This is a genomic window from Pseudomonas helleri, from assembly GCF_001043025.1.
Taxonomy (GTDB): Bacteria; Pseudomonadota; Gammaproteobacteria; order Pseudomonadales; family Pseudomonadaceae; genus Aquipseudomonas; species Aquipseudomonas helleri.
Genome location: NZ_JYLD01000011.1, coordinates 166,983 through 187,374 on the forward strand (window position 1 = coordinate 166,983; position 20,392 = coordinate 187,374).

At 57.8% G+C, this 20,392-nt stretch carries 16 protein-coding genes; 6 read left to right on the top strand and 10 right to left on the bottom strand.

Annotation, left to right across the window (positions count from 1 at the left end; translation table 11 throughout):
- Positions 1–90 precede the first annotated feature (90 nt).
- Together TU84_RS18455 and TU84_RS18460 are read right to left on the bottom strand one after the other, a co-directional pair.
- On the bottom strand, positions 91–951 hold the full coding sequence (locus TU84_RS18455; protein WP_048371537.1) for a carboxylate/amino acid/amine transporter: 861 nt from the start codon (positions 949–951) through the stop codon (positions 91–93).
- Positions 952–1,178: 227 nt separating this feature from the next.
- The gene (locus TU84_RS18460) at positions 1,179–1,778 is read right to left on the bottom strand and encodes an FMN-dependent NADH-azoreductase (protein WP_048371539.1); all 600 of its coding nucleotides are present in this window, start codon (positions 1,776–1,778) and stop codon (positions 1,179–1,181) included.
- A 175-nt stretch (positions 1,779–1,953) separates the two neighbouring features.
- Between TU84_RS18460 and TU84_RS18465 the strand changes: the two genes are divergently transcribed.
- The 4 genes from TU84_RS18465 to aqpZ all read left to right on the top strand — a co-directional run bounded on the left by TU84_RS18465 (position 1,954) and on the right by aqpZ (position 6,502).
- A complete protein-coding gene (locus tag TU84_RS18465) occupies positions 1,954–2,877 on the top strand; it encodes a LysR family transcriptional regulator (RefSeq protein WP_048371541.1) in 924 nt (307 codons plus the stop codon).
- Between the two features lie 170 nt (positions 2,878–3,047).
- Entirely contained in the window at positions 3,048–3,635 is a 588-nt protein-coding gene (locus TU84_RS18470) for a peptidylprolyl isomerase (protein ID WP_048371543.1), read from the top strand.
- A 90-nt stretch (positions 3,636–3,725) separates the two neighbouring features.
- Positions 3,726–5,558 (top strand): ABC transporter ATP-binding protein, encoded by a 1,833-nt coding sequence (locus TU84_RS18475; protein ID WP_048371545.1) that lies wholly within the window; start codon positions 3,726–3,728, stop codon positions 5,556–5,558.
- A 200-nt stretch (positions 5,559–5,758) separates the two neighbouring features.
- On the top strand, positions 5,759–6,502 hold the full coding sequence (aqpZ, locus tag TU84_RS18480; protein ID WP_048371547.1) for an aquaporin Z: 744 nt from the start codon (positions 5,759–5,761) through the stop codon (positions 6,500–6,502).
- Positions 6,503–6,520: 18 nt separating this feature from the next.
- On the opposite strand, the gene TU84_RS18485 is transcribed toward aqpZ, so the two are convergent.
- Positions 6,521–7,645 (bottom strand): GNAT family N-acetyltransferase, encoded by a 1,125-nt coding sequence (locus tag TU84_RS18485; RefSeq protein ID WP_048371549.1) that lies wholly within the window; start codon positions 7,643–7,645, stop codon positions 6,521–6,523.
- A 323-nt stretch (positions 7,646–7,968) separates the two neighbouring features.
- Between TU84_RS18485 and TU84_RS18490 the strand changes: the two genes are divergently transcribed.
- Positions 7,969–9,261 carry a putative porin gene (locus TU84_RS18490; protein ID WP_048371551.1) on the top strand — a complete coding sequence of 431 codons (1,293 nt, stop codon included), beginning with the start codon at positions 7,969–7,971 and terminating at the stop codon, positions 9,259–9,261.
- Positions 9,262–9,374: 113 nt separating this feature from the next.
- Here the strand turns inward: TU84_RS18490 and TU84_RS18495 are convergent, their stop codons facing one another.
- From TU84_RS18495 to hrpA, 4 genes are all read right to left on the bottom strand, one after another.
- Positions 9,375–9,608, bottom strand: a complete 234-nt coding sequence (locus TU84_RS18495) for an anti-sigma factor family protein (protein ID WP_048371553.1) — start codon at positions 9,606–9,608, stop codon at positions 9,375–9,377.
- Positions 9,602–10,213 (bottom strand): RNA polymerase sigma factor, encoded by a 612-nt coding sequence (locus TU84_RS18500; RefSeq protein ID WP_048371555.1) that lies wholly within the window; start codon positions 10,211–10,213, stop codon positions 9,602–9,604. Before TU84_RS18500 ends, TU84_RS18495 begins: the two co-directional genes overlap by 7 nt.
- Positions 10,214–10,351: 138 nt before the next feature.
- Positions 10,352–11,473, bottom strand: a complete 1,122-nt coding sequence (locus TU84_RS18505; protein WP_048371557.1) for a beta-ketoacyl-ACP synthase III — start codon at positions 11,471–11,473, stop codon at positions 10,352–10,354.
- 193 nt (positions 11,474–11,666) lie between these two features.
- Positions 11,667–15,578: an ATP-dependent RNA helicase HrpA gene (gene hrpA / locus TU84_RS18510; protein ID WP_048371642.1), complete on the bottom strand. Its 3,912-nt coding sequence runs from the start codon at positions 15,576–15,578 to the stop codon at positions 11,667–11,669.
- 171 nt (positions 15,579–15,749) lie between these two features.
- Here hrpA and TU84_RS18515 point away from each other — a divergent pair, with 171 nt between their 5' ends.
- Positions 15,750–16,616 (top strand): DMT family transporter, encoded by an 867-nt coding sequence (locus TU84_RS18515; protein WP_088500400.1) that lies wholly within the window; start codon positions 15,750–15,752, stop codon positions 16,614–16,616.
- 223 nt (positions 16,617–16,839) lie between these two features.
- On the opposite strand, the gene TU84_RS18520 is transcribed toward TU84_RS18515, so the two are convergent.
- The 3 genes from TU84_RS18520 to cysK form a co-directional block, all read right to left on the bottom strand.
- Positions 16,840–17,706 (bottom strand): DMT family transporter, encoded by an 867-nt coding sequence (locus TU84_RS18520; protein WP_048371560.1) that lies wholly within the window; start codon positions 17,704–17,706, stop codon positions 16,840–16,842.
- Between the two features lie 344 nt (positions 17,707–18,050).
- Positions 18,051–18,989: an aspartyl/asparaginyl beta-hydroxylase domain-containing protein gene (locus tag TU84_RS18525; RefSeq protein ID WP_048371563.1), complete on the bottom strand. Its 939-nt coding sequence runs from the start codon at positions 18,987–18,989 to the stop codon at positions 18,051–18,053.
- A 250-nt stretch (positions 18,990–19,239) separates the two neighbouring features.
- Positions 19,240–20,214, bottom strand: coding sequence for a cysteine synthase A (cysK, locus tag TU84_RS18530; RefSeq protein WP_048371564.1), 975 nt, complete (start codon positions 20,212–20,214; stop codon positions 19,240–19,242).
- Positions 20,215–20,392: the final 178 nt, after the last annotated feature.

Genomic DNA, 20,392 nt, shown 5'->3' on the forward strand with positions numbered 1-20,392 from the left:
TCCCACTCCCCTTTAAGGCGTTAGATTGGGTCTGTTGACGTTTCATTGCGGTCGCGACGAGACGTCAACAGACCTTGGGCCTTAAGGACCTTAGCCCCTGATAGCCTTGCGGTCTAGCCGGCTGATCCACACAGCCAGCAGAATCACCGTGCCGCCCAACATTAACCTGCCCAACGGTTCGTGCTGGTTCCAGATCAGCAGGTTCAGCAGTAAACCCACCGGCACATGCAGGTTGTTCATCACCGCCAGGGTGCCGCCGCTGACCAGGCACGCGCCTTTGTTCCACCAGTACATGCCCAGCGCCGTCGACACCAGGCCCAGAAACAGCAACACGCCCCACTGCAACGGTGCGTCGGGCAAAAAGTGCGCTTTGCCAAACAGCAGGAAAGCCGGCAACACCACAATCAGGGCGCCGACATAAAAGAACCCGAACCGCCGGTAGCCCGGCAGCTCACTCGGATAGCGCAGCACCAGACGCCGGTACAGCACCTGACCAGCGGCATACGTAAAGTTGGCCAGTTGCAGCAGCAGGAAGCCTTTGAAGAAGTCCGGGCTGATGCTGTCAAACCGAATCACCGCAGCCCCGCCAACGGCCACCAGCGCGGCGACCAGCGCCCACGGATTAAAGCGCCGGTTTAGCGCATCTTCAATCAGGGTGACGTGCAGCGGCGTAAGGATGGTGAACAGCAGCACCTCGGGCACCGTGAGCACGCGAAAGCTCAGGTACAGACAGACGTAGGTGATACCAAACTGCAGGGCGCCAATCACCAGCATGCCGCGCATAAAGCCGGGTTCAACCTGGCGCCAGCGTGTCAGCGGGATAAAAACCAGACCGGCCAGCACCACACGCACCAGCACGGCGAAGTAACTGTCGACGTGCCCTGCCAGATACTCGCCAATAAGGCTGAAGGAAAACGCCTGAATCAGCGTCACAACTAGCAAATAACCCATAAATCTCTCGCCCGGTATTGAGTGGACGCGACCTTAGCGGTTTTTCAGCACGCTGCGCTATCGGCCCGTAAACCGCAGGCAAAAAAAACCCGATCCAGCGTAGGGCTGATCGGGCGATAGCACTCAAAGAAAGTGCCAAGGGAGGTTCGATGCGCGAACCGCTTGCTTGAAGGAGCAGTGAAGCGAATTAAGCCATGCAACGATTATCTGTTGATTAACAGACCGGCTCAGGCCACATCTGAAAGCCTGGCTTTGGCTTGGTTCAACCCTTTTTCCTGGAAGTCGCCGCCCAGGTTCATGCCCTCGGCATGGATAAAGGTCACGTCATGAATGCCCACAAAGGCCAGTACCTGGCGCAGGTACGGTTCTTGGTGGTCTGCGGTGCTACCCGCATATATCCCGCCGCGCGCAGTGAGCACGTATGCTTTTTTACCGGTGAGCAGACCCAGGGGGCCGGTGTCGGTGTATTTGAAAGTCAGGCCGGCGCGCAACACATGGTCCAGCCAGGCTTTGAGGGTGCTGGGGATCGCAAAGTTGTACATCGGCGCCGCCAGCACCAGCACGTCAGCCGCCAGCAACTCGTCGGTCAGCTCATTGGAGCGCTGCAAGGAAGCCTGTTCGGCGGCGTTACGCTGCGCCTCGGGCTTCATCCAGCCGCCCAGCAAATCGGCGTCCAGATGCGGCACCGGGTTCACAGCCACATCGCGAATGGTCAGGCGATCAGCCGGATGAAGGGTTTTCCAGTGACTGATGAACTGCTGTGTCAGCTCGCGGGAAAAGGAATCCTGTTGGCGAGCGCTGCTTTCGATGATCAGAACATTAGACATGGGCGGTAGGCTCCATCTGTGAAGGCTGTAAGGCGATGGAGTGAATCCTAGAGGGCATTTCATTGATGAAAAAGCGTAAATATCTGCTACAACCTATCTATAAATTTGTTTATTAATGAGTACCCTGTACAACAGGCTGCGGCTACACAACGACTCGTTACCAAAGGAATACAACGTGAAAGCGCCCCGCGTGACCCTTGACCAATGGCGCACGCTGCAAGCGGTGGTCGACCACGGTGGCTTTGCGCAAGCTGCTGAGGTGCTGCATCGCTCGCAGTCGTCTGTCAGTTACACCGTTGCTCGCATGCAAGACCAGCTCGGCGTGCCGCTGTTGCGCATCGACGGGCGCAAAGCCGTGCTCACCGAAGCCGGCGGCGTTTTATTACGGCGTTCGCGCCAGTTGGTCAAACAAGCCAGCCAGCTTGAAGACCTCGCCCATCACATGGAGCAAGGCTGGGAAGCCGAAGTGCGGCTGGTGGTTGACGCCGCTTACCCGAATGCACGGCTGGTGCGCGCCTTGACCGCTTTTATGCCGCAGAGCCGTGGCTGTCGTGTGCGATTGCGCGAAGAAGTCCTGTCGGGCGTCGAAGAGGTTTTGCTGGAAGGCGTGGCCGACCTGGCCATCAGCAGTTTCAATATTCCCGGCTACCTGGGCACAGAACTGAGCACCGTCGAATTCATTGCCGTGGCTCATCCCGATCACGCCCTGCATCGTATGCAACGGGTGCTGCACTTCCAGGACCTTGAAAGCCAGTTGCAAGTGGTGATTCGCGACTCGGGCCGCCAGCAACCCCGCGACGTGGGCTGGCTGGGCTCTGAACAACGCTGGACGGTCGGCAGCCTGGCCACGGCCGCCGCTTTTGTGGGCAGTGGCCTGGGCTTTGCCTGGCTGCCCCGGCACATGATCGAGCGCGAACTCAAAGAGGGTGTGCTCAAAGCGTTGCCACTGGATCAGGGCGGTGACCGCCACCCGGTGTTTTACCTGTACGCCAACAAGGACAAACCGCTGGGCCCGGCGACACAAATACTGGTGGAGTTGTTGCGCACCTTTGATACCGCCCCCCTGGACGCAGCCTTTGCTGCCCCTGAGCAGGCATAAAGCAAAGATTGCAGCCATGACAGCGGTGGGCAGGAACATCGATCCCGAATATCCTGTCCAAGCTTCGCGGCTGGCCATTCATCAGTGCCAACCTCATCACATCACCTATTCAACACACAGCGCGTGCGTTCTCGGACGCAGCTGCTTCTACTTTTCAGGACTTTTGACTTATGTTGAAAAAAATTGCCTTTGCTGCCAGCGCCCTGCTCTTCGCCGCCAACCTGATGGCTGCAACGCCTGCGGCAAACAAAGCGACACCAGCGCAAAAAGCACCCCATGTACTGTTGGATACCAGCAACGGCCAGATTGAAATCGAACTGGACCCCGTCAAGGCACCGATCAGCACCAAAAACTTTCTGGATTACGTTGATAGCGGCTTTTACAACAACACTATTTTCCACCGTGTTATCCCCGGCTTCATGGTGCAAGGCGGCGGGTTCACCTCCCAGATGACGCAAAAAACAACCCGCGACCCAATCAAGAACGAAGCTGGCAACGGCCTGCACAATGTGCGCGGCACCTTGTCGATGGCACGTACCTCCAATCCGAACTCCGCGACCAGCCAGTTCTTTATCAATGTGGCTGACAATGCGAATCTCGATCCAGGCAGTAACGCTGGGTACGCGGTATTCGGCAAGGTGGTTAAAGGCATGGACGTGGTTGACGTAATCGTCAATTCGCAGACGACCACCAAAAGCGGTATGCAGAACGTGCCAATCGATCCTGTTTACATCAAGTCTGCCAAACGCATCGACTAAGCCTAATCGCTTCGCATGCTGCGGGGAGCTTGACCGGCCCAGGCCGGTCACACCACTAAAGGAGAGCCCGCTCAGCGGGCGTCAGTGACCATGCTTTATCGTCGTTTTGAACAACTGATCGATATTTTTCGCGAAGCTCCCAGCGCCACACCGCCCAACACCGTTTGGGCGTTTTACATCTATTACCTGCGCCAGGTCTGGCCACTGTTTGCCGCCTTGCTGGTGGTCGGGCTGGTCGCCGCCCTGATTGAAGTCTCGCTGTTCAGCTACTTGAGCACCCTGATCGATCTAGCCCAGGGCACGCCCAACACTGAGTTTTTCAGCATTCACAGCGGTGAGCTGATCTGGATGGCAGTGGTGGCGCTGATCATTCGCCCGGTGTTTTTCGGCCTGCATGATCTGCTTGTGCACCAGACCTTAAGCCCGAGCATGACCAGCATGATCCGCTGGCAAAACCACAACTATGTGCTCAAGCAAAGCCTCAACTTTTTCCAGAACGACTTCGCCGGGCGCATTGCCCAGCGCATCATGCAAACCGGCAACTCGCTGCGTGACTCTGCGGTGCAGGCCGTCGATGCGTTGTGGCACGTGTTGATCTACGCCATCAGTTCGCTGGTGCTGTTTGCCGAAGCGGACTGGCGGCTGATGATCCCTTTGCTGACCTGGATAGTGCTTTACATCGGCGCGCTGTATTACTTCGTGCCACGGGTCAAGGAACGCTCGGTGGTGTCTTCGGATGCGCGCTCTAAATTGATGGGCCGGATCGTTGACGGCTACACCAACATCACCACCCTCAAGCTGTTTGCCCACACCAATTACGAGCAGCAGTACGCCCGCGAAGCGATCATCGAACAAACCGAAAAAACCCAACTGGCCAGCCGCGTCGTAACCAGCATGGACGTGACCATCACCTCCATGAACGGGCTGCTGATTGTGAGCACCAGCGGCCTTGCGCTGTGGTTGTGGAGCCAGTCACTGATCAGCGTGGGCGCCATTGCGCTGGCTACTGGCCTGGTGATTCGCATCGTCAACATGTCTGGCTGGATCATGTGGGTGGTCAACGGCATTTTTGAAAACATCGGCATGGTCCAGGACGGTCTGCAGACCATTGCGCAACCCGTTACGGTCAAGGACAAGGACAACGCGCCACGCCTGAAGGTCGATCGCGGTGAAGTGCGTTTTGAGCACGTGGACTTTCACTACGGCAAACAGAGCGGGATCATTAGCGACCTGAACCTGGTGATCAAACCCGGCGAAAAAATCGGTTTGATCGGACCGTCCGGGGCGGGCAAATCGACGCTGGTCAACCTGCTTTTGCGCCTGTATGACCTGCAAGGCGGGAAAATTCTGATAGACGGTCAGAATATCGCCGAAGTGACGCAAGAAAGCCTGCGCGAACAGATCGGAATGATCACTCAGGACACGTCTTTGCTGCACCGTTCGATCCGCGACAACTTGCTGTATGGCAAGCCGGACGCCACCGACGACGAGCTCTGGGCAGCCGTGCGAAAAGCCCGTGCCGATGAGTTTATTCCTGCCCTTTCCGATGCTCAGGGGCGTACCGGTTTTGACGCCCATGTGGGCGAGCGCGGGGTCAAATTGTCGGGTGGTCAGCGCCAGCGCATCGCTATAGCACGGGTGTTACTGAAGAATGCGCCGATTCTGATCATGGACGAAGCGACCTCGGCGCTGGACTCCGAAGTCGAAGCCGCGATCCAGGAAAGTCTCGAAACCTTGATGCAAGGTAAAACCGTGATTGCCATCGCTCACCGGCTTTCGACCATCGCCCGCATGGACCGTTTGGTAGTCCTCGAAAAAGGTCAGATTGCCGAGTCCGGCACCCACGCCGAACTGCTCGCCCATGGCGGTTTGTATGCCCGTCTATGGCAACACCAAACGGGTGGATTTGTCGGCCTCGACTGATCCAAAAAAACACAACCTGTAAAGCCCGCGCAACACATCGCCAGAGCCCGTGGTTAAAGGGCTCTGGCGTTTTTTTAAGGTCTGGAAAATACCCGGTCGCCTGCTGTAATGAAGTAAAGATTCAGATGAATCTTGTCGTCAATTGCAGGATGCACAATCGTGTTTTTTGATCGATAGAGTTATCTATCCTGGATCCTTAAATGAACTTGTTCAAACGTTCGGCAACGGAGTTGGTGGGTACTTTCTGGCTGGTACTTGGCGGTTGTGGCAGCGCGGTGCTGGCAGCCGCTTTTCCCGATGTGGGCATCGGCCTGCTCGGTGTTGCCCTGGCCTTTGGCTTGACCGTGCTGACCATGGCATTTGCCATCGGGCACATCTCGGGCTGCCACCTCAACCCGGCGGTGTCATTTGGGCTGTGGGTGGGTGGCCGATTTCCTGCCAAAGAGTTGCCCGCCTACATCGTCGCCCAAGTACTGGGCGCGATTTTCGCGGCAGCCCTGTTGTACTTCATTGCCAGCGGCAAGCCCGGCTTTGATCTGGCCGCCAGTGGCCTGGCCGCCAACGGTTATGGCGAGCACTCGCCCGGTGGTTACTCAATGGTCTCGGGGCTGGTGTGCGAAGTGGTCATGAGTGCGATGTTTATCCTGATCATCATGGGCGCCACTGACAAACGGGTCCCGCCAGGCCTGGCACCGATTGCCATTGGCCTGGCCTTGACCCTGATTCACCTGATCTCGATCCCGGTGACCAATACCTCGGTCAACCCCGCGCGCAGCACCGGCCCGGCGTTGATAGTGGGCGGGTGGGCCCTTGAGCAGTTGTGGATGTTCTGGCTGGCGCCATTGATCGGTGCGGCCATCGGTGCCCTGACATACCGCTGGCTGGGGTCTGTTGATGTGTCATTGCAGACGAGCCAGCCGCCGTTGGCCAGCGAACACGTTTAACCGCAAAACCGGCGAGAATCAGGCCTGCCGGTATGGCAGCGCCGTTCTCGCCTCTTCGGCATAGGCCAGCACGCCCTTTCGCTCACGCGCCAGAAAATCACTGACAGCGGCTTTCAAGCCCTGATGGCGCAGGTAATGCCAAGAGTGCGTAATCACCGGCTCAAAGCCGCGTATCAGCTTGTGCTCGCCCTGAGCGCCGGCATCAAACCGCTGGATGCCGTGAGCGATGGCGTAATCCATGCCCTGGTAAAAACAGGTTTCGAAATGCAAACGGTCGAACTCGGCCAGACAGCCCCAGTAACGACCATACAAGCTGCCGCCCCCGATCAGGCTAAAAGCCATGGCCACCGGGGTTGAGCCTTGTTTGGCCAGCACCACGCGAATCGCTTCGGGCATGCGCTCGGCCAGCAAACTGAAAAAGTCACGGGTCAGGTACGGCGTCTGGCGTCGCACCGCATAGGTGTTGGCGTAACAGGCGTAGACAAAATCCCACTGCGCCTCGGTCACCTGCCGGCCCTCCAGCCATTCAAATTCAAAGCCCTGCCCCGCGACTTGCTCGCGCTCTTTGCGCATTTGCTTGCGCTTGCGCGAACTCAGAACGTCTAGAAAATCCTGAAAATCGCGGTACTCGCGGTTTTGCCAATGGAACTGACAACCCAACCGTTGCAACCAGCCGGGCTGTTGCGCCAACGCGGTATCCGCCAGCGCATCGGTGAAGTTGATGTGCGCGCTGGACAGCCCTTCGATCTCCAGATAACCGGGCAAAGCGGCCAATAATTCAAAACCGTCTTCAGGCCGTGCGGCCAGCAATCGCGGGCCACTGACCGGGCTGAAAGGCACTGCGGTCAGCAGTTTGGGGTAGTACTCGATCCCGGCCCGTTCACATGCATTTGCCCATTCGTGATCGAACACGTATTCGCCGTAGGAATGCCATTTCCGGTAACTGGGCAATGCCGCCAGCACGCGATCGTTTTCAACGTGCAGCAGGTGTTCAGACTGCCAGCCGGAATGCGGGCCCAGGCTGCCACTGTCCTCCAGTGCACTGAGAAACCCATGGCGAAGGAACGGTTGCGCCACCGGCACCAGCGCATCCCATTGCTCGGCCGAGATGGCGGACAGGCTGTCCAGACGTTGTAACGGCATTCAAAAGCCCCGGGCTATTGCGTTAGAACGGCGATGTTAGCACCCGCTTATGACACTGCGCCTTTTACATTTCCACACAATGGCTGGACCCGTTAGAAACCCACGCCTGCAGATGAGTCGATTCAGCTCGAGAGTGCGTTGTCACAGAGTTGCTATCACTGTGCCACTTTTCTGTCATATCCAATCGTGATACTGGCGCCGCTTCTTAGAAGTCGGGGTTATGAGTGAGCGCTTATCAACCCACGTAAACATCATATTAGCGAGCCCATAAGGGCCGAGTGTTTTTGGGGTGGCAACGTCCATCTCACTACTGGGAGATTCATATGCGTCTTGTTTCTACACGGATTGCGGCGGGACTGTGTGGCGGGCTGGTATTAGGCATGAGTGTTCCAGCAAGCGCTGGCGTTGATGCAAAACTACTGGAAATGCTCAAGGCAAACGGCTCTATTTCTGCGGCGCAGTACGCCGAACTGCAAACCGAGTTGACCAGCGAGAAACAAGCTCAACAAGAAGCCGCTGCAGACCAGGTTAAAAAATCTGACCTCAGCGCTTTCGAACAAAAAGTGGCCTGGGCTGCCAAAACCGAATTCAAGGGCGATGTTCGGGTCCGTCAGGAAACCGTCAAAATTGATGGCGAATCCGATGGCAAAAACCGTGACCGCCAACGTATTCGTGCTCGCCTGGGTGCTTACACCGAAATCAACCCGCAAGTGAACACCGGCATCCGTATCGCCACCGGCGGCAGCGACGACGCACGCTCCACCAACCAGGACCTGGACAACTACTTCGACAAGAAGCAGCTGTGGCTGGACATGGCTTACGTTGACTATCACCCGACAGCGATCAAAAATCTGCACCTGGTTGGCGGCAAGATGCCACAACAGTGGGTCAGCATGGGCGACGTGATCTGGGATAGCGACATCAACCCTGAAGGTGTGTCTGCCTCCTACAAAACCAACCTGGGCAGCAGCGGCGTCGAAGTGTTCGGCAGCACCGGCTACTACACCCTCAAAGACAACGTGAACGGCGATGGCGTGCAGTTCAAAAATGACTTGAGCATGTATGCCGGTCAGTTGGGTGCCCGTTTCGCACCGACCGACAGCCTGAAAGTAACCCTGGGTGGTAGCGTTTACGGCTTCCACAACGACGAAGACAGCCGCTGCCCAACCACCGGCACCAAGACCACGCCGTGCGCCCTGGCCGTTAACGGCAACAGCACCAGCGAGTTCCGCCTGTGGGAAGGTTTCGGTCAGGTCGACATCGCCAACCTGCCGGTTCCGCTGTCGTTGTACGGCCAATACGTGCACAACTCCGAGACCGACAGCGATCAGGACGACGCTTGGCTGGTGGGTTTCAAGAGCAAGCTCAACGCCTTCAGCCTGGACTACAACTACCGCGACGTTCAGCGTAACGCTGTGGTCGGCGCCTTCACTGACTCTGACTTCGCCAACGGCACCACCGGTTCTCGCGGTCACAAGTTCAAAGTGGGTTACGAAATCGACAAGAACTTTGGTGTCGGCGTGACGTACTTCCTGACCAAGGCTGACTACGCAACCTCCACCCAGAAAGATGCCAGCACCAACACGCTGCAACTGGACGTAGAAGCCAAGTTCTAAACCGTTTCACGCAACAAACACGCCGCTGAACGCTTTCACCGGCTTGTGTTAACCCGCAGTGCGCGAATGCCGTCGGTCCCCATCACATCCCCGACGGCATTCGCGCTTGCGCCCTACCGCTGACGCGATTGCTCGGTCAGCATCCGTTCAACCGTCGCGTCCAGGTCAGTGGGCAGCGGTTCGGGCAGCGCCTTCAACGTGGCACTCATCAAGCGCATTTGCCGGATAAAGCGCCGACAATTGGGGCAAAACAGCAAATGATGGCGCATCTTCAAACGCTCACGAACACTCAACTGCCGGTCCATGTGGTCACTTGATCGCGCAACGTATTGCTTGCAGCTCAACATTCGCCGGTCTCCTCGAAATGCTCCACGGTCGCAAAGACTTTAAGCCGGGCACGATGCACCAGCACTCGGGCATTAGAGAGCGATATATCGAGAAGATTACAAATCTGCTCCAACTCCAGCCCCTGGCGTTCACGCAATACCAGCACCGAGCTTTGCCATTGCGGCAGGCTGAGCAACGTGCGCTCAAGGCATTCACGCAACTCTTGTTCCGTGAGCAGCGCTTCCGGGGTGTCCTGATGCCAGGCATAAGGCCCCAACAACCAGTGGCCATCGCTGGCAAAACGCTCATCATCAACCGTACCGTGGGGTGACGGCAGGTCGTCGAGCAAGACTTCGCGGCGATTGTGTTTAAGGCGGGTTTTGGCGGCGTTGGCGGTGATAGTGAGCAGCCAGGTCTTGAGGCTGGAACGGCCTTCGAACCCGCGCAGGTTGCGCACCACTGACAACCAGGCGTCCTGAACGACTTCATCGGCATGCCGACTGCCGACAATCGCATAAGCCACGGCGAGCATGGCCCCTTGATAGGTACTGACCAACTGCCGAAAAGCTTGTTGCTCACCGGCGAGCAGGCGCTGGAGTATTTCAGAGTCGTCAGCAGCAGCCATTAACGCTCCCGGGGCAGAATCAACCACCCTGGTGGGAGCGGGCTTGCTCGCGATTCAGGCAACGCGGTTTGTCTTAATCACCGCGCTGTTTGCATCGCGAGCAAGCCCGCTCCCACAGGATGTGTCTTTGGGCGTTGATCAGCGTTTGCGCAGGATCACGCTACCTATCGAGTAGCCGGCGCCGAACGAGCTGAGTACCGCCAGCGAGCCACTGGCCAGATCATCCTGGTAAGTGTGGAAGGCAATCACGGAGCCCGCAGAACTGGTGTTGGCGTAGGTATCGAGAATCACCGGCGCTTCTTCTATCGACGCTTCGCGGCCCAGCAGGCGCTTGACGATCAGGTGGTTCATGCTCAGGTTGGCCTGGTGCAGCCAGAAGCGTTTGACGTCAGCCACTTCGACCTTGTTTTCTTCTAGGTGCTGGCCGATCAGCTCCGCCACCATCGGGCAGACATCACGGAATACCTTGCGGCCTTCCTGCACGAACAGCTTGTCCGGGCTGTCGGGGTTTTCGTCCGAAGCACGGTTGAGGAAGCCAAAGTTGTTGCGGATATTGTTCGAGAAGGTGGTCAGCAGTTTGGTGCTGACGATGTCGAACTGATGTTCGGAAGTCGCCAGGTCAGCGCGCTCAACCACAATGGCGGTGGCCGCATCGCCAAAAATAAAGTGGCTGTCGCGGTCACGGAAGTTCAAGTGACCGGTGCACACTTCCGGGCTTACCAGCAGCACCGCGCGGGCCTGACCCAGTTGCACGCTGTTGCTGGCCGTCTGCAGACCGAAGGTCGCTGACGAGCACGCCACGTTCATGTCAAAACCGAAACCCTGAATGCCCAACGCCTGTTGCACTTCGATGGCGATGGCCGGGTACGGGCGCTGCAGGTTTGAGCAGGCCACGATCACGCCGTCGATATCTGCGGCAGTCTTGCCCGCTCGCTCCAGCGCTTGCCTGGCGGCGCCGACGGCCATTTCGCAGAGCACGGACATCTCGTCATTGGAACGCTCAGGCAAACGCGGGCGCATACGTTGCGGGTCAAGGATGCCGTCCTTGTCCATCACAAAGCGGCTTTTGATACCTGAGGCTTTTTCGATAAAGGCAGCGCTGGACTCGGCCAGAGGCTCGATGTCACCGGCTTCGATAGCGCCAGCGTTGTCGGCGTTGAACTGTTGCACATACGCGTTGAAGGACTGCACCAACTCTTCGTTGGAAATGCTGTTGGCCGGGGTGTACAGGCCAGTGCCGCTGATGACGACGTTATACACGGTCGTTCCTCTTATTCTGTTCAAGCCGAAAATAATCGTGTCAGGTAGTTATAGCCGCGAAGTTTGCCATAAATGGCAACATTTGGCCTGATTTGCCGAATCATGAAAACACGTCATCTGGTAGAAGCGAGCTTGTCTCGCGATCTTTTGACCTCTTAAAAGATCGCGAGACAAGCTCGCTCCTACCGAAAACCTAAGCGCCCACCAGACTCCATTGTTTATTTAACCGCTTATCCGAAATCGGCACTTTGGTGCCCAATTGCTGGCCAAACAGCGACACGCGATATTCCTCTAGCCACCAGCGATAGAGCTCCAGTTGCGGGTCGCGCTTGCCTTCCTGGGCATGCTTGGCAGCACGCGCCTGGTACTGGGCCCACAAACCTGCCAGCTCAGCACTCCAGACCCGGTCTTTCTGCACCTGACCCGGCAGTTTTTCCAGGCGCATTTCAATGGCCTTGAGGTAGCGCGGCAGCTCTTTGAGCCACTGCGCCGGGGTTTCGCGCACAAAGCCCGGATAAACCAAATGGCTCAGTTGCTGCTTGATGTCATTCAGGGCCACCGCCTGGGCCAGATCAATCTTGCCTTTGAAGCGCTTTTGCAGCCCGTGCCACAGCTTGAGAATGTCCAGCGTCAGTTTGGCCAGCTTCTCTGCGTGCTCGGTCAAGGCACCGCGCTTGCGCTCGGCCAACGACGCCAGCCCCGCACCATCTCGCGGCAACGTCGCTTCGCCCTCAAGGATGCAGCTGTCGAGGCTGGCCAACAGGATGTCTTCGACCAGGCTCTCGACTCTGCCCAGCTCGCGGTACAACAGGCCCAGCTCGGTCTGGCCCGGCAACTTGCTGCGCAAGAACTTGGCAGGTTCAGCCAACTGCTGCATCAGTAAACGCTGCAAGGCACGGCGGTGCTGGTACTCCGCCTCGGCAGGCGTTGAAAAGCGCCCTTCCTTGACGGTATTGCCCTCTTCCACCAGCGCCGGGTAGACGGTCATCGACAGCCCGGCGATCTTTTGCTGGGTTTTCTCGGCCACCGGCGCAAAGACTTTGGCTTCAACAGGCTGCTGGCTTTTAGCTGTTTGCGGCACCGCCAAAGCCGCCTGACTGGCTTGCGCAAAGCGAGCCGTCAGTTCGGCAAGGTCACGACCTTCACCCAGGAACTTACCGTCGCCATCGACAATTTCGAGGTTCATCTTCAGATGACTCTCAACCTGCTGCGCGGCTTCGGCCCACGCTTCGTCAGTCACCCGTGCGCCGGTCATGCGCAACAGTTCACGGCCCAATGCCTGCGGCAGCGAACCTTCAGCAAACGTCATGCGTTGCAGCGCAGCTTTGACGAAGTCCGGCACCGGGACGAAGTTTTTGCGCAAGGCCTTGGGCAAACTGCGCACCAGGGCAATGCATTTGGCTTCGATCATGCCTGGCACCAGCCACTCCAGACGCTCTGGCGGCAAGACCGGCAACAAGGGCGCCGGCACTTTAACCGTCACCCCGTCACGCGGGTGATTCGGTTCAAAGTGGTAGCTCAATTCGAGGGTCAAATCCCCCAGATGCAGGGTGTTCGGGTAGTGCTTGGCGGTGATTTCGGTGGCTTCGCGAGCCAGTACGTCCTCTTCGCGCATGATCAGCAACTGCGGGTCTTTTTGGCTATTGACCCGGTACCAGCTGTCAAATGTCGCGGTCTGGTGAATCTCGGCCGGCAGACGTGCGTCATAAAACGCATAGAGGGTTTCTTCGTCAGCTAGAATGTCACGCCGCCGCGCCTTGGCTTCCAGCTCATCGAGCTGTTCGAGCAGCTTGGCGTTGGCCGTCAGGCACTTGGCCCGCGACTGAATCTCGCCGCGCACCAGCCCTTCTCGGATAAACAACTCACGTGACAGCACCGGATCAATCGGGCCGTAATGCACCGCGCGCCGACCGACCACAATCAACCCGTACAGGGTGATCTGCTCGTAGGCCACCACTTGCCCGCGTTTCTTTTCCCAATGCGGCTCAAAGTAGTTCTTTTTGATCAAGTGCCCCGCCAGCGGCTCGATCCAGTCAGGTTCAATCTTGGCCACCATTCGCGCATAAAGCTTGGTGGTTTCGACCAGCTCGGCAGTCATCAGCCATTGCGGGCGTTTTTTGCCCAAGCCCGACGACGGGTGGATCCAGAAGCGACGTTGACGCGCGCCCAGGTAATCGCCGTCTTCAGTTTTCTGCCCGATCTGGCTGAGCAAACCGGACAACACCGCTTTGTGCAGTTTGGGATAGTCGGCCGGCTCTTTATTGACGCTGAGCTGCATGTCGCGGCAGATCAAACTCAATTGGCGGTGCGAATCGCGCCACTCGCGCAGCCGCAGATAATTCAGGAAGTTCTTGCGGCACCAATTGCGCAGCGGGCTCGCGGTCAAGGCCTGGCGTTGCTCTTCAAAGCCGCGCCACACATTGATCAGCGCGGCAAAGTCCGAGTCCACGTCTTTCCACTGTGCGTGGGCCTGATCCGCTGCCTGCTGACGCTCGGGCGGGCGTTCACGCGGGTCTTGCACCGACATGGCACTGGCGACGATCAACACTTCCTGCAAGCTGCCCAGTTTGGCGGCTTCAAGCAACATGCGGCCCATGCGCGGGTCCACCGGCAAGCGCGCCAGTTGGCGGCCCAAGGGTGTCAGCTGGTTCTCGCGGTTAACCGCTGACAGCTCTTGCAGCAGGTTGAAACCGTCGGTGATGGCCTTGCCATCCGGCGGCTCGATAAACGGAAACGCAGTAATTTCGCCCAGACGCAGGTGCAGCATCTGCAAGATAACGGCTGCAAGGTTGGTCCGCAGAATCTCTGGATCGGTAAATTCCGGGCGACCGTTGAAGTCTTCCTCGGCGTACAAACGCACGCAGATCCCCGGCTCGACCCGTCCGCAGCGGCCTTTACGCTGGTTGGCACTGGCCTGGGAAATAGCTTCGATAGGCAGGCGCTGCACCTTGGCCCGATAGCTGTAACGGCTGATACGTGCGGTGCCGCTGTCAATCACATAGCGAATACCCGGTACGGTCAACGAGGTTTCCGCAACGTTAGTCGCCAGCACCACACGACGCCCCGGATGCGACTGGAAAATCCGTTGTTGCTCAGCCGGAGACAGGCGCGCATACAAAGGCAGAATTTCGGTGTGCTTGAGTTGTGCCTTGCGCAGCATCTCGGCGGCATCACGGATCTCGCGCTCGCCGGGTAAAAACACCAGCACGTCGCCAGGGCTTTTACGCTCGCTGCGCTCATGGGCGGCGATCTCATCGAGGGTGGCGATGATCGCCTGGTCGACACTCAAGTCCTCCTCGACACTGTTGCCCTCTTCGTCCTGCTCGGAGGTCAGCGGGCGGTACCAGGTTTCGACCGGGAAGGTACGGCCGGACACTTCAACAATCGGCGCATCGTTGAAGTGTTTGGAAAAACGCTCCAGGTCGATGGTGGCCGAGGTGATGATGACTTTGAGGTCCGGACGCCGTGGCAGCAGGATCTTCAGATAACCGAGCAAAAAGTCGATGTTCAGACTGCGCTCGTGGGCTTCGTCGACGATGATCGTGTCATAGCGCTCGAGGTAACGGTCGTGCTGGGTTTCGGCCAGCAGTATGCCGTCGGTCATCAGCTTGATCAGGGTGTTGGAATCACTCTGATCCTCAAACCGCACTTGATAGCCGACCAGCGCCCCCAGCGGCGTGCCCAGTTCTTCAGCGACCCGGCTGGCAACACTGCGCGCAGCAATCCGGCGAGGCTGGGTGTGACCGATCAAGCCGTGCTGGCCGCGGCCAATTTCGAGGCAGATTTTCGGCAATTGAGTGGTTTTACCCGAACCGGTTTCACCGGCCAGAATCAACACCTGATGCTTGAGCAACGCCGCCTTGATCTCGTCGCGCTTGGCTGCAATCGGCAGATTTTCGTCATAACGAACCAACGGCACGCTGGCTGCTCGCGCAGTGACCTGCGCGCATGAGGCCTGCACACGCTCGGCCCAGGCCGCCAGCTTGGCGTCATCAGGCTTCTTGCGCAGCTCATGCAACTGCCGACGCAACTTGTGGCGGTCGGCAATCATGGCGTGATCAAGGTTTTTCAACAGTTGGTTGATAGCAGGCGATTCGTCAGTCATCAGGTGCGCAAAAGTCTTGGTAAAGGCAGGCGGCGATTGTCGCAGATTTAAGCGGTTGTGCACGAATCTGTAGGAATTGCGCGCAACCATTGCCTTGCTGCCTGCATCCCCTACACTGCGCGGCTTAATCCTTGTAAGAGAAACCTTGTGAGATTCGCAGATTTTGTACGCATGCTGTCGTTGGCCGGCATTTGGGGCGCCAGTTTCCTGTTCATGCGAATCATCGCGCCAGTGCTCGGCTCTATTCCCACCGCGTTTTTCAGGGTTTCGATTGCCGCTACCGGCTTGCTGGTGATGTTGGTGCTGATGCGCGTCAGCTGGAATTTCGGCGGCAAGTTGAAAGTGGTGTTGATCCTGGGTGTGATCAATTCCGGGTTGCCTGCCACGTTGTATTCGGTTGCGGCGCAAGTATTACCCGCGGGGTATTCGGCCATCTTTAATGCGACCACGCCGCTGATGGGGGTATTGATTGGCGGACTGTTTTTCAGCGAGCAACTCACCCTCACCAAGCTGGCCGGGGTATTTCTCGGGTTATTTGGCGTCGGGGTGTTGACCGGTGCCGGGCCGGTGGCCTTCGACCTGAACTTGCTGATGGGCGCCCTCGCCTGCCTGCTGGCGACGATCTGCTATGGCTTTGCGGGCTTTTTGGCGCGCCGCTGGCTGGACCAACAAGGCGGGCTGGACCCTCGCCTTTCGGCCATGGGCAGCATGCTCGGGGCTACCTTGTTTCTGTTGCCGTTGTTTGGGCTGAGCCTGTTCAATCAACCACCAGCCGATTGGGGCGGTGCACGGGTATGGTTGTCGCTGTTGGGGCTTGGGCTGGTGTGCACAGCCTTTGCCTATATCTTGTTCTTCCGTTTGCTGACCAACATCGGCCCGGTCAAATCCATGACCGTGACCTTTATGACCCCGCCCTTCGGGATCTTGTGGGGCGCCTTGTTTCTGGGCGAACCGCTGTCAATCGCGCACCTGTACGGCGGGCTGCTGATCGCCGCAGCGTTATGGCTGGTGCTCAAGCCCAATAAAAATGCCCTGTAGAAAACCTGCGTTCGACCCGCGAGGTTTATCAAGATCTTGACGTGTATCCGGAGCTGCGAGGTGGTTGGTTTTACGACTGCTGCGCAGCCGGACGTAGCCTCGCAAAGCTCGTCAACTGCTACGGGGCTGGCGTGCACATGGGATTGTAGGAGCGAGCTTGCCTCGCGATCTTTTAAAAGATCAAAAGATCGCGAGCAAGCTCGCTCCTACAGGGTGATATGGGTTAACGGGTGGTTTTACGGAACACGAAGACCAGACCAATGATGATCAAGGCCATGCCGAGTACGCTCAGCGAGGCCAGTTTGTTGCCAAAGATCAGGTAGTCCATGACCGCTGTGACCGCAGGCACCAGGTAGAAAAGGCTGGTGACGTTCACCAGGTTGCCCCGGGCGATCATCCGGTACAGCAGCAAGGTCGCCAGCACCGACACCACCAACCCCATCCACAACACCGGCACCACAAAGCCTGCGCCGTGTTCAAAGTGGAACGGTTGAAACGGCACAAACACCGCGCACAACAGCAACCCGGCCAGGTATTGCAACGGCAATGTGCCTAGCGGGTTCTGGGTAATGCGTTTTTGCATCAAAGTGCCCGCCGTCATGCTCGCCAGCGCCAACAACGCACAGAGCATTCCACCCCAGGACAAACCGGCCAGACCAATGTTTTGGTACACCACCAGAATCAAGCCAGTCAGCCCCAGCATGAGCCCCAACGAACGGCTAAAAGAGTGACGACGCTCCAAAATCACCGCCGTCAGGATCGGCTGCACACCCATCACCGTGGCCATGACGCCGGGCGTGACCTTGAGGTCCAGCGCCAGCAGATAAAAAATCTGATACGCGCCCAGCAGCACCGTCCCGGTGGCCAGTGCGTAACCAATGGCTTTGGCGCCGCGTGGCATCTGCAGTTTCATCGACGGGATCAACAGCACCAGCGCCAGCAGAGCGATGGCAAAACGAATCAACAGAAAGGCAAAGGGCGAAGCATGGGCCAACCCCCACTTGGAGAAAATCGCGCCGCTGCTCCACAGCAGTACAAACAGGCTCGTGGACGCCGCCGCAAACGCGGATTCTTTAGAAATCGAAAGCATAGGTAACACCTGTCATCAGACATAAAAAGCCAACTCAGCCGAAGCTGAAGTTCAATGGTTTTTTAGACGGGTACGGGCAGCCGAAAGCTCTGCTTAGCCCGCAACACCAACACCCGGTGGCGAAACAACGACGTTCACCACGGTGCGGCTGACAGGAGGGGGATAGTGGCTGATCTGCACAGGCTGTTTGCCCCCGCACGGCATCTCGCCAGCAAAAACTGCTGGAACGACAACGCTGTGAGTAAGGGAAACCGGCATGTGCTGATTCTTTTGAAGAGAGTGGTATGAGCCATTGGCTCAACGAGCGCTGACTATAACCAGCGCTCGACACTTATTGCAATGACTTATCCGAACAACCAACGCCACAGCAGTACCAGTACGATCACGGCCAGCACCGGGCGGGCGATGCGGTAGAGCTTGGGGTTGCGGCGTTTCCATTGTTTGACTACGCCGCTGAAGCGGTCACTGAAGCTTTTGCTCCAGGCGTAGGCTTTGTTGATGCCGCCTACGCGTTCGTCGTCGAGATTTTGCGGGGCGGTGGCTTTGCCCAGTTGCGCACTGACCCAGCGATTGATGCGGGTCATCAGGCGGCTGGTCAACGGGCGCTCGACGTCGCAAAACAAGATCACGCGGGTGATGTCGGTTTCGTTTTTCACCCAGTGCACGTAGGTCTCGTCGAACATCACGTCTTCACCATCGCGCCAGGCGTATTCCTCGCCGTCAACGAAGATGCGGCACGCGTCGGAGTTCGGTGTCGACAACCCCAAGTGATAGCGCAAGGAACCTGCAAACGGGTCGCGGTGCGGGTTGAGATGGCTGCCACCCGGCAACAAGGCAAACATTGCGCCTTTGACGTTGGGGATGCTGTTGACCAGCTCTACGGTTTTAGGGCACAGCAGTTCGGCCGATGGCAGCGGTTTGTCGTACCACTTGAGGTAAAAACGCTTCCAGCCTTTTTTGAAGAATGAGCCAAAGCCGGCGTCGTTGTTCTTCTCGGCGGCGCGGATATAGCCTTCGTCGAACAAGTGCATGGCTTCTTCACGAATGGCTTGCCAGTTGTCTTTGAGTACGTCCAGCTCGGGGAATTTGCTGCGGTCCAGATAAGGCTTGGACGGCACGCCCGAGAATAAGTACATCAGCGCGTTGTAGGGCGCAAAGAATGCGGAGTGGTTGACGAACTGGCGTAACACCGGCAAACGCGCCTTGCCGCGCAAATGCACGTACAGGATGCTGCCGACAAACAGCAGTATGAGCCCTGCCTTGATGGCGAAGGATAAGGTCATGCAACAACTCCTCGAAAATACCGTGCGGCACCAAAAGCCCGCCGTGGCAGCCCGCCATGATAAACACTACCGACGCAGGACAAAACCCGCGCATTCCAACATTCAGTCTTAAGTACTACTCAATAACAGCGTAATTATGCATAAGCAGGTGTTTAGATCGTTTGATTTGAGTCATCAGTAACGAGTGGGAGCGGGCTTGCTCGCGATTCCGGCTATCGCGAGCAAGCCCGCTCCCACAGGACCTTCGGTGTTACTGCTGCAATTCCTGTTCGCTGAACAGGTCGCTGAACAAGAAGCTCGACAGGTAGCGCTCGCCCGAGTCCGGCAAGATCACAACGATGGTCTTGCCCTGCATTTCCGGGGTTTCAGCCAGGCGTGCGGCCACGGCCATGGCTGCACCGCCGGAGATCCCGCTCAAGATGCCTTCATCGTGCATCAGACGCAGGGCCATGGCCTTGGACTCGTCGTCGCCGACCAACTCAACTTTGTCGAGAATCGACAGGTCGAGGTTTTTCGGCACAAAACCTGCGCCAATGCCCTGAATTTTATGCGGCGAGGGCTTGATCTCCTCCCCGGCCAGCGCCTGGGTGATCACCGGCGACGTGATCGGCTCAACGGCGACCGACAGAATCGGTTTGCCCTGGGTGTGTTTGATGTAACGCGATACGCCGGTAATGGTGCCACCGGTGCCCACGCCCGCGACCAGCACATCCACATCGCCGTCTGTATCGTTCCAGATTTCCGGGCCGGTGGTTTTTTCGTGGATCGCCGGGTTGGCCGGGTTATCAAATTGCTGTGGCATAAAGTACTGCTCAGGGTTGCTGGCCTGAATTTCAGCAGCTTTATCAATGGCGCCCTTCATGCCCTTGGCCGGCTCGGTGAGTATCAGCTCAGCCCCCAGCGCCTTGAGCACTTTGCGCCGCTCAAGGCTCATCGAAGACGGCATGGTCAGCACCAATTTGTAACCCCGTGCAGCAGCCACGAAGGCCAGACCGATCCCGGTGTTGCCGGAAGTTGGCTCGATAATGGTCATGCCCGGCTTGAGCACGCCACGGCTCTCGGCGTCCCAGATCATGTTGGCGCCGATCCGGCATTTCACCGAATAGCCAGGGTTACGCCCTTCAATCTTGGCCAGAATGGTCACGCCACGCGGCGCAATTTTGTTGATCTGAATAAGAGGTGTGTTACCGATGGAGTGCGCGTTATCTGCAAAAATGCGGCTCATGGCGGGGTCCTTATGCACCTTTTGGGAAGGCCCCAAGGGTAGGCTTCACGGTTCATCGCGTCCAGTCGTGACGCCTCAGTCAGAGAATGAATAAGGCGTCTGCGTTCACCTGAGGCGGACGTCGCGTTATAGTCGGACATACTTTTTTGCCCCCCGCCCTGCCCTTGCAGGCCTGGAT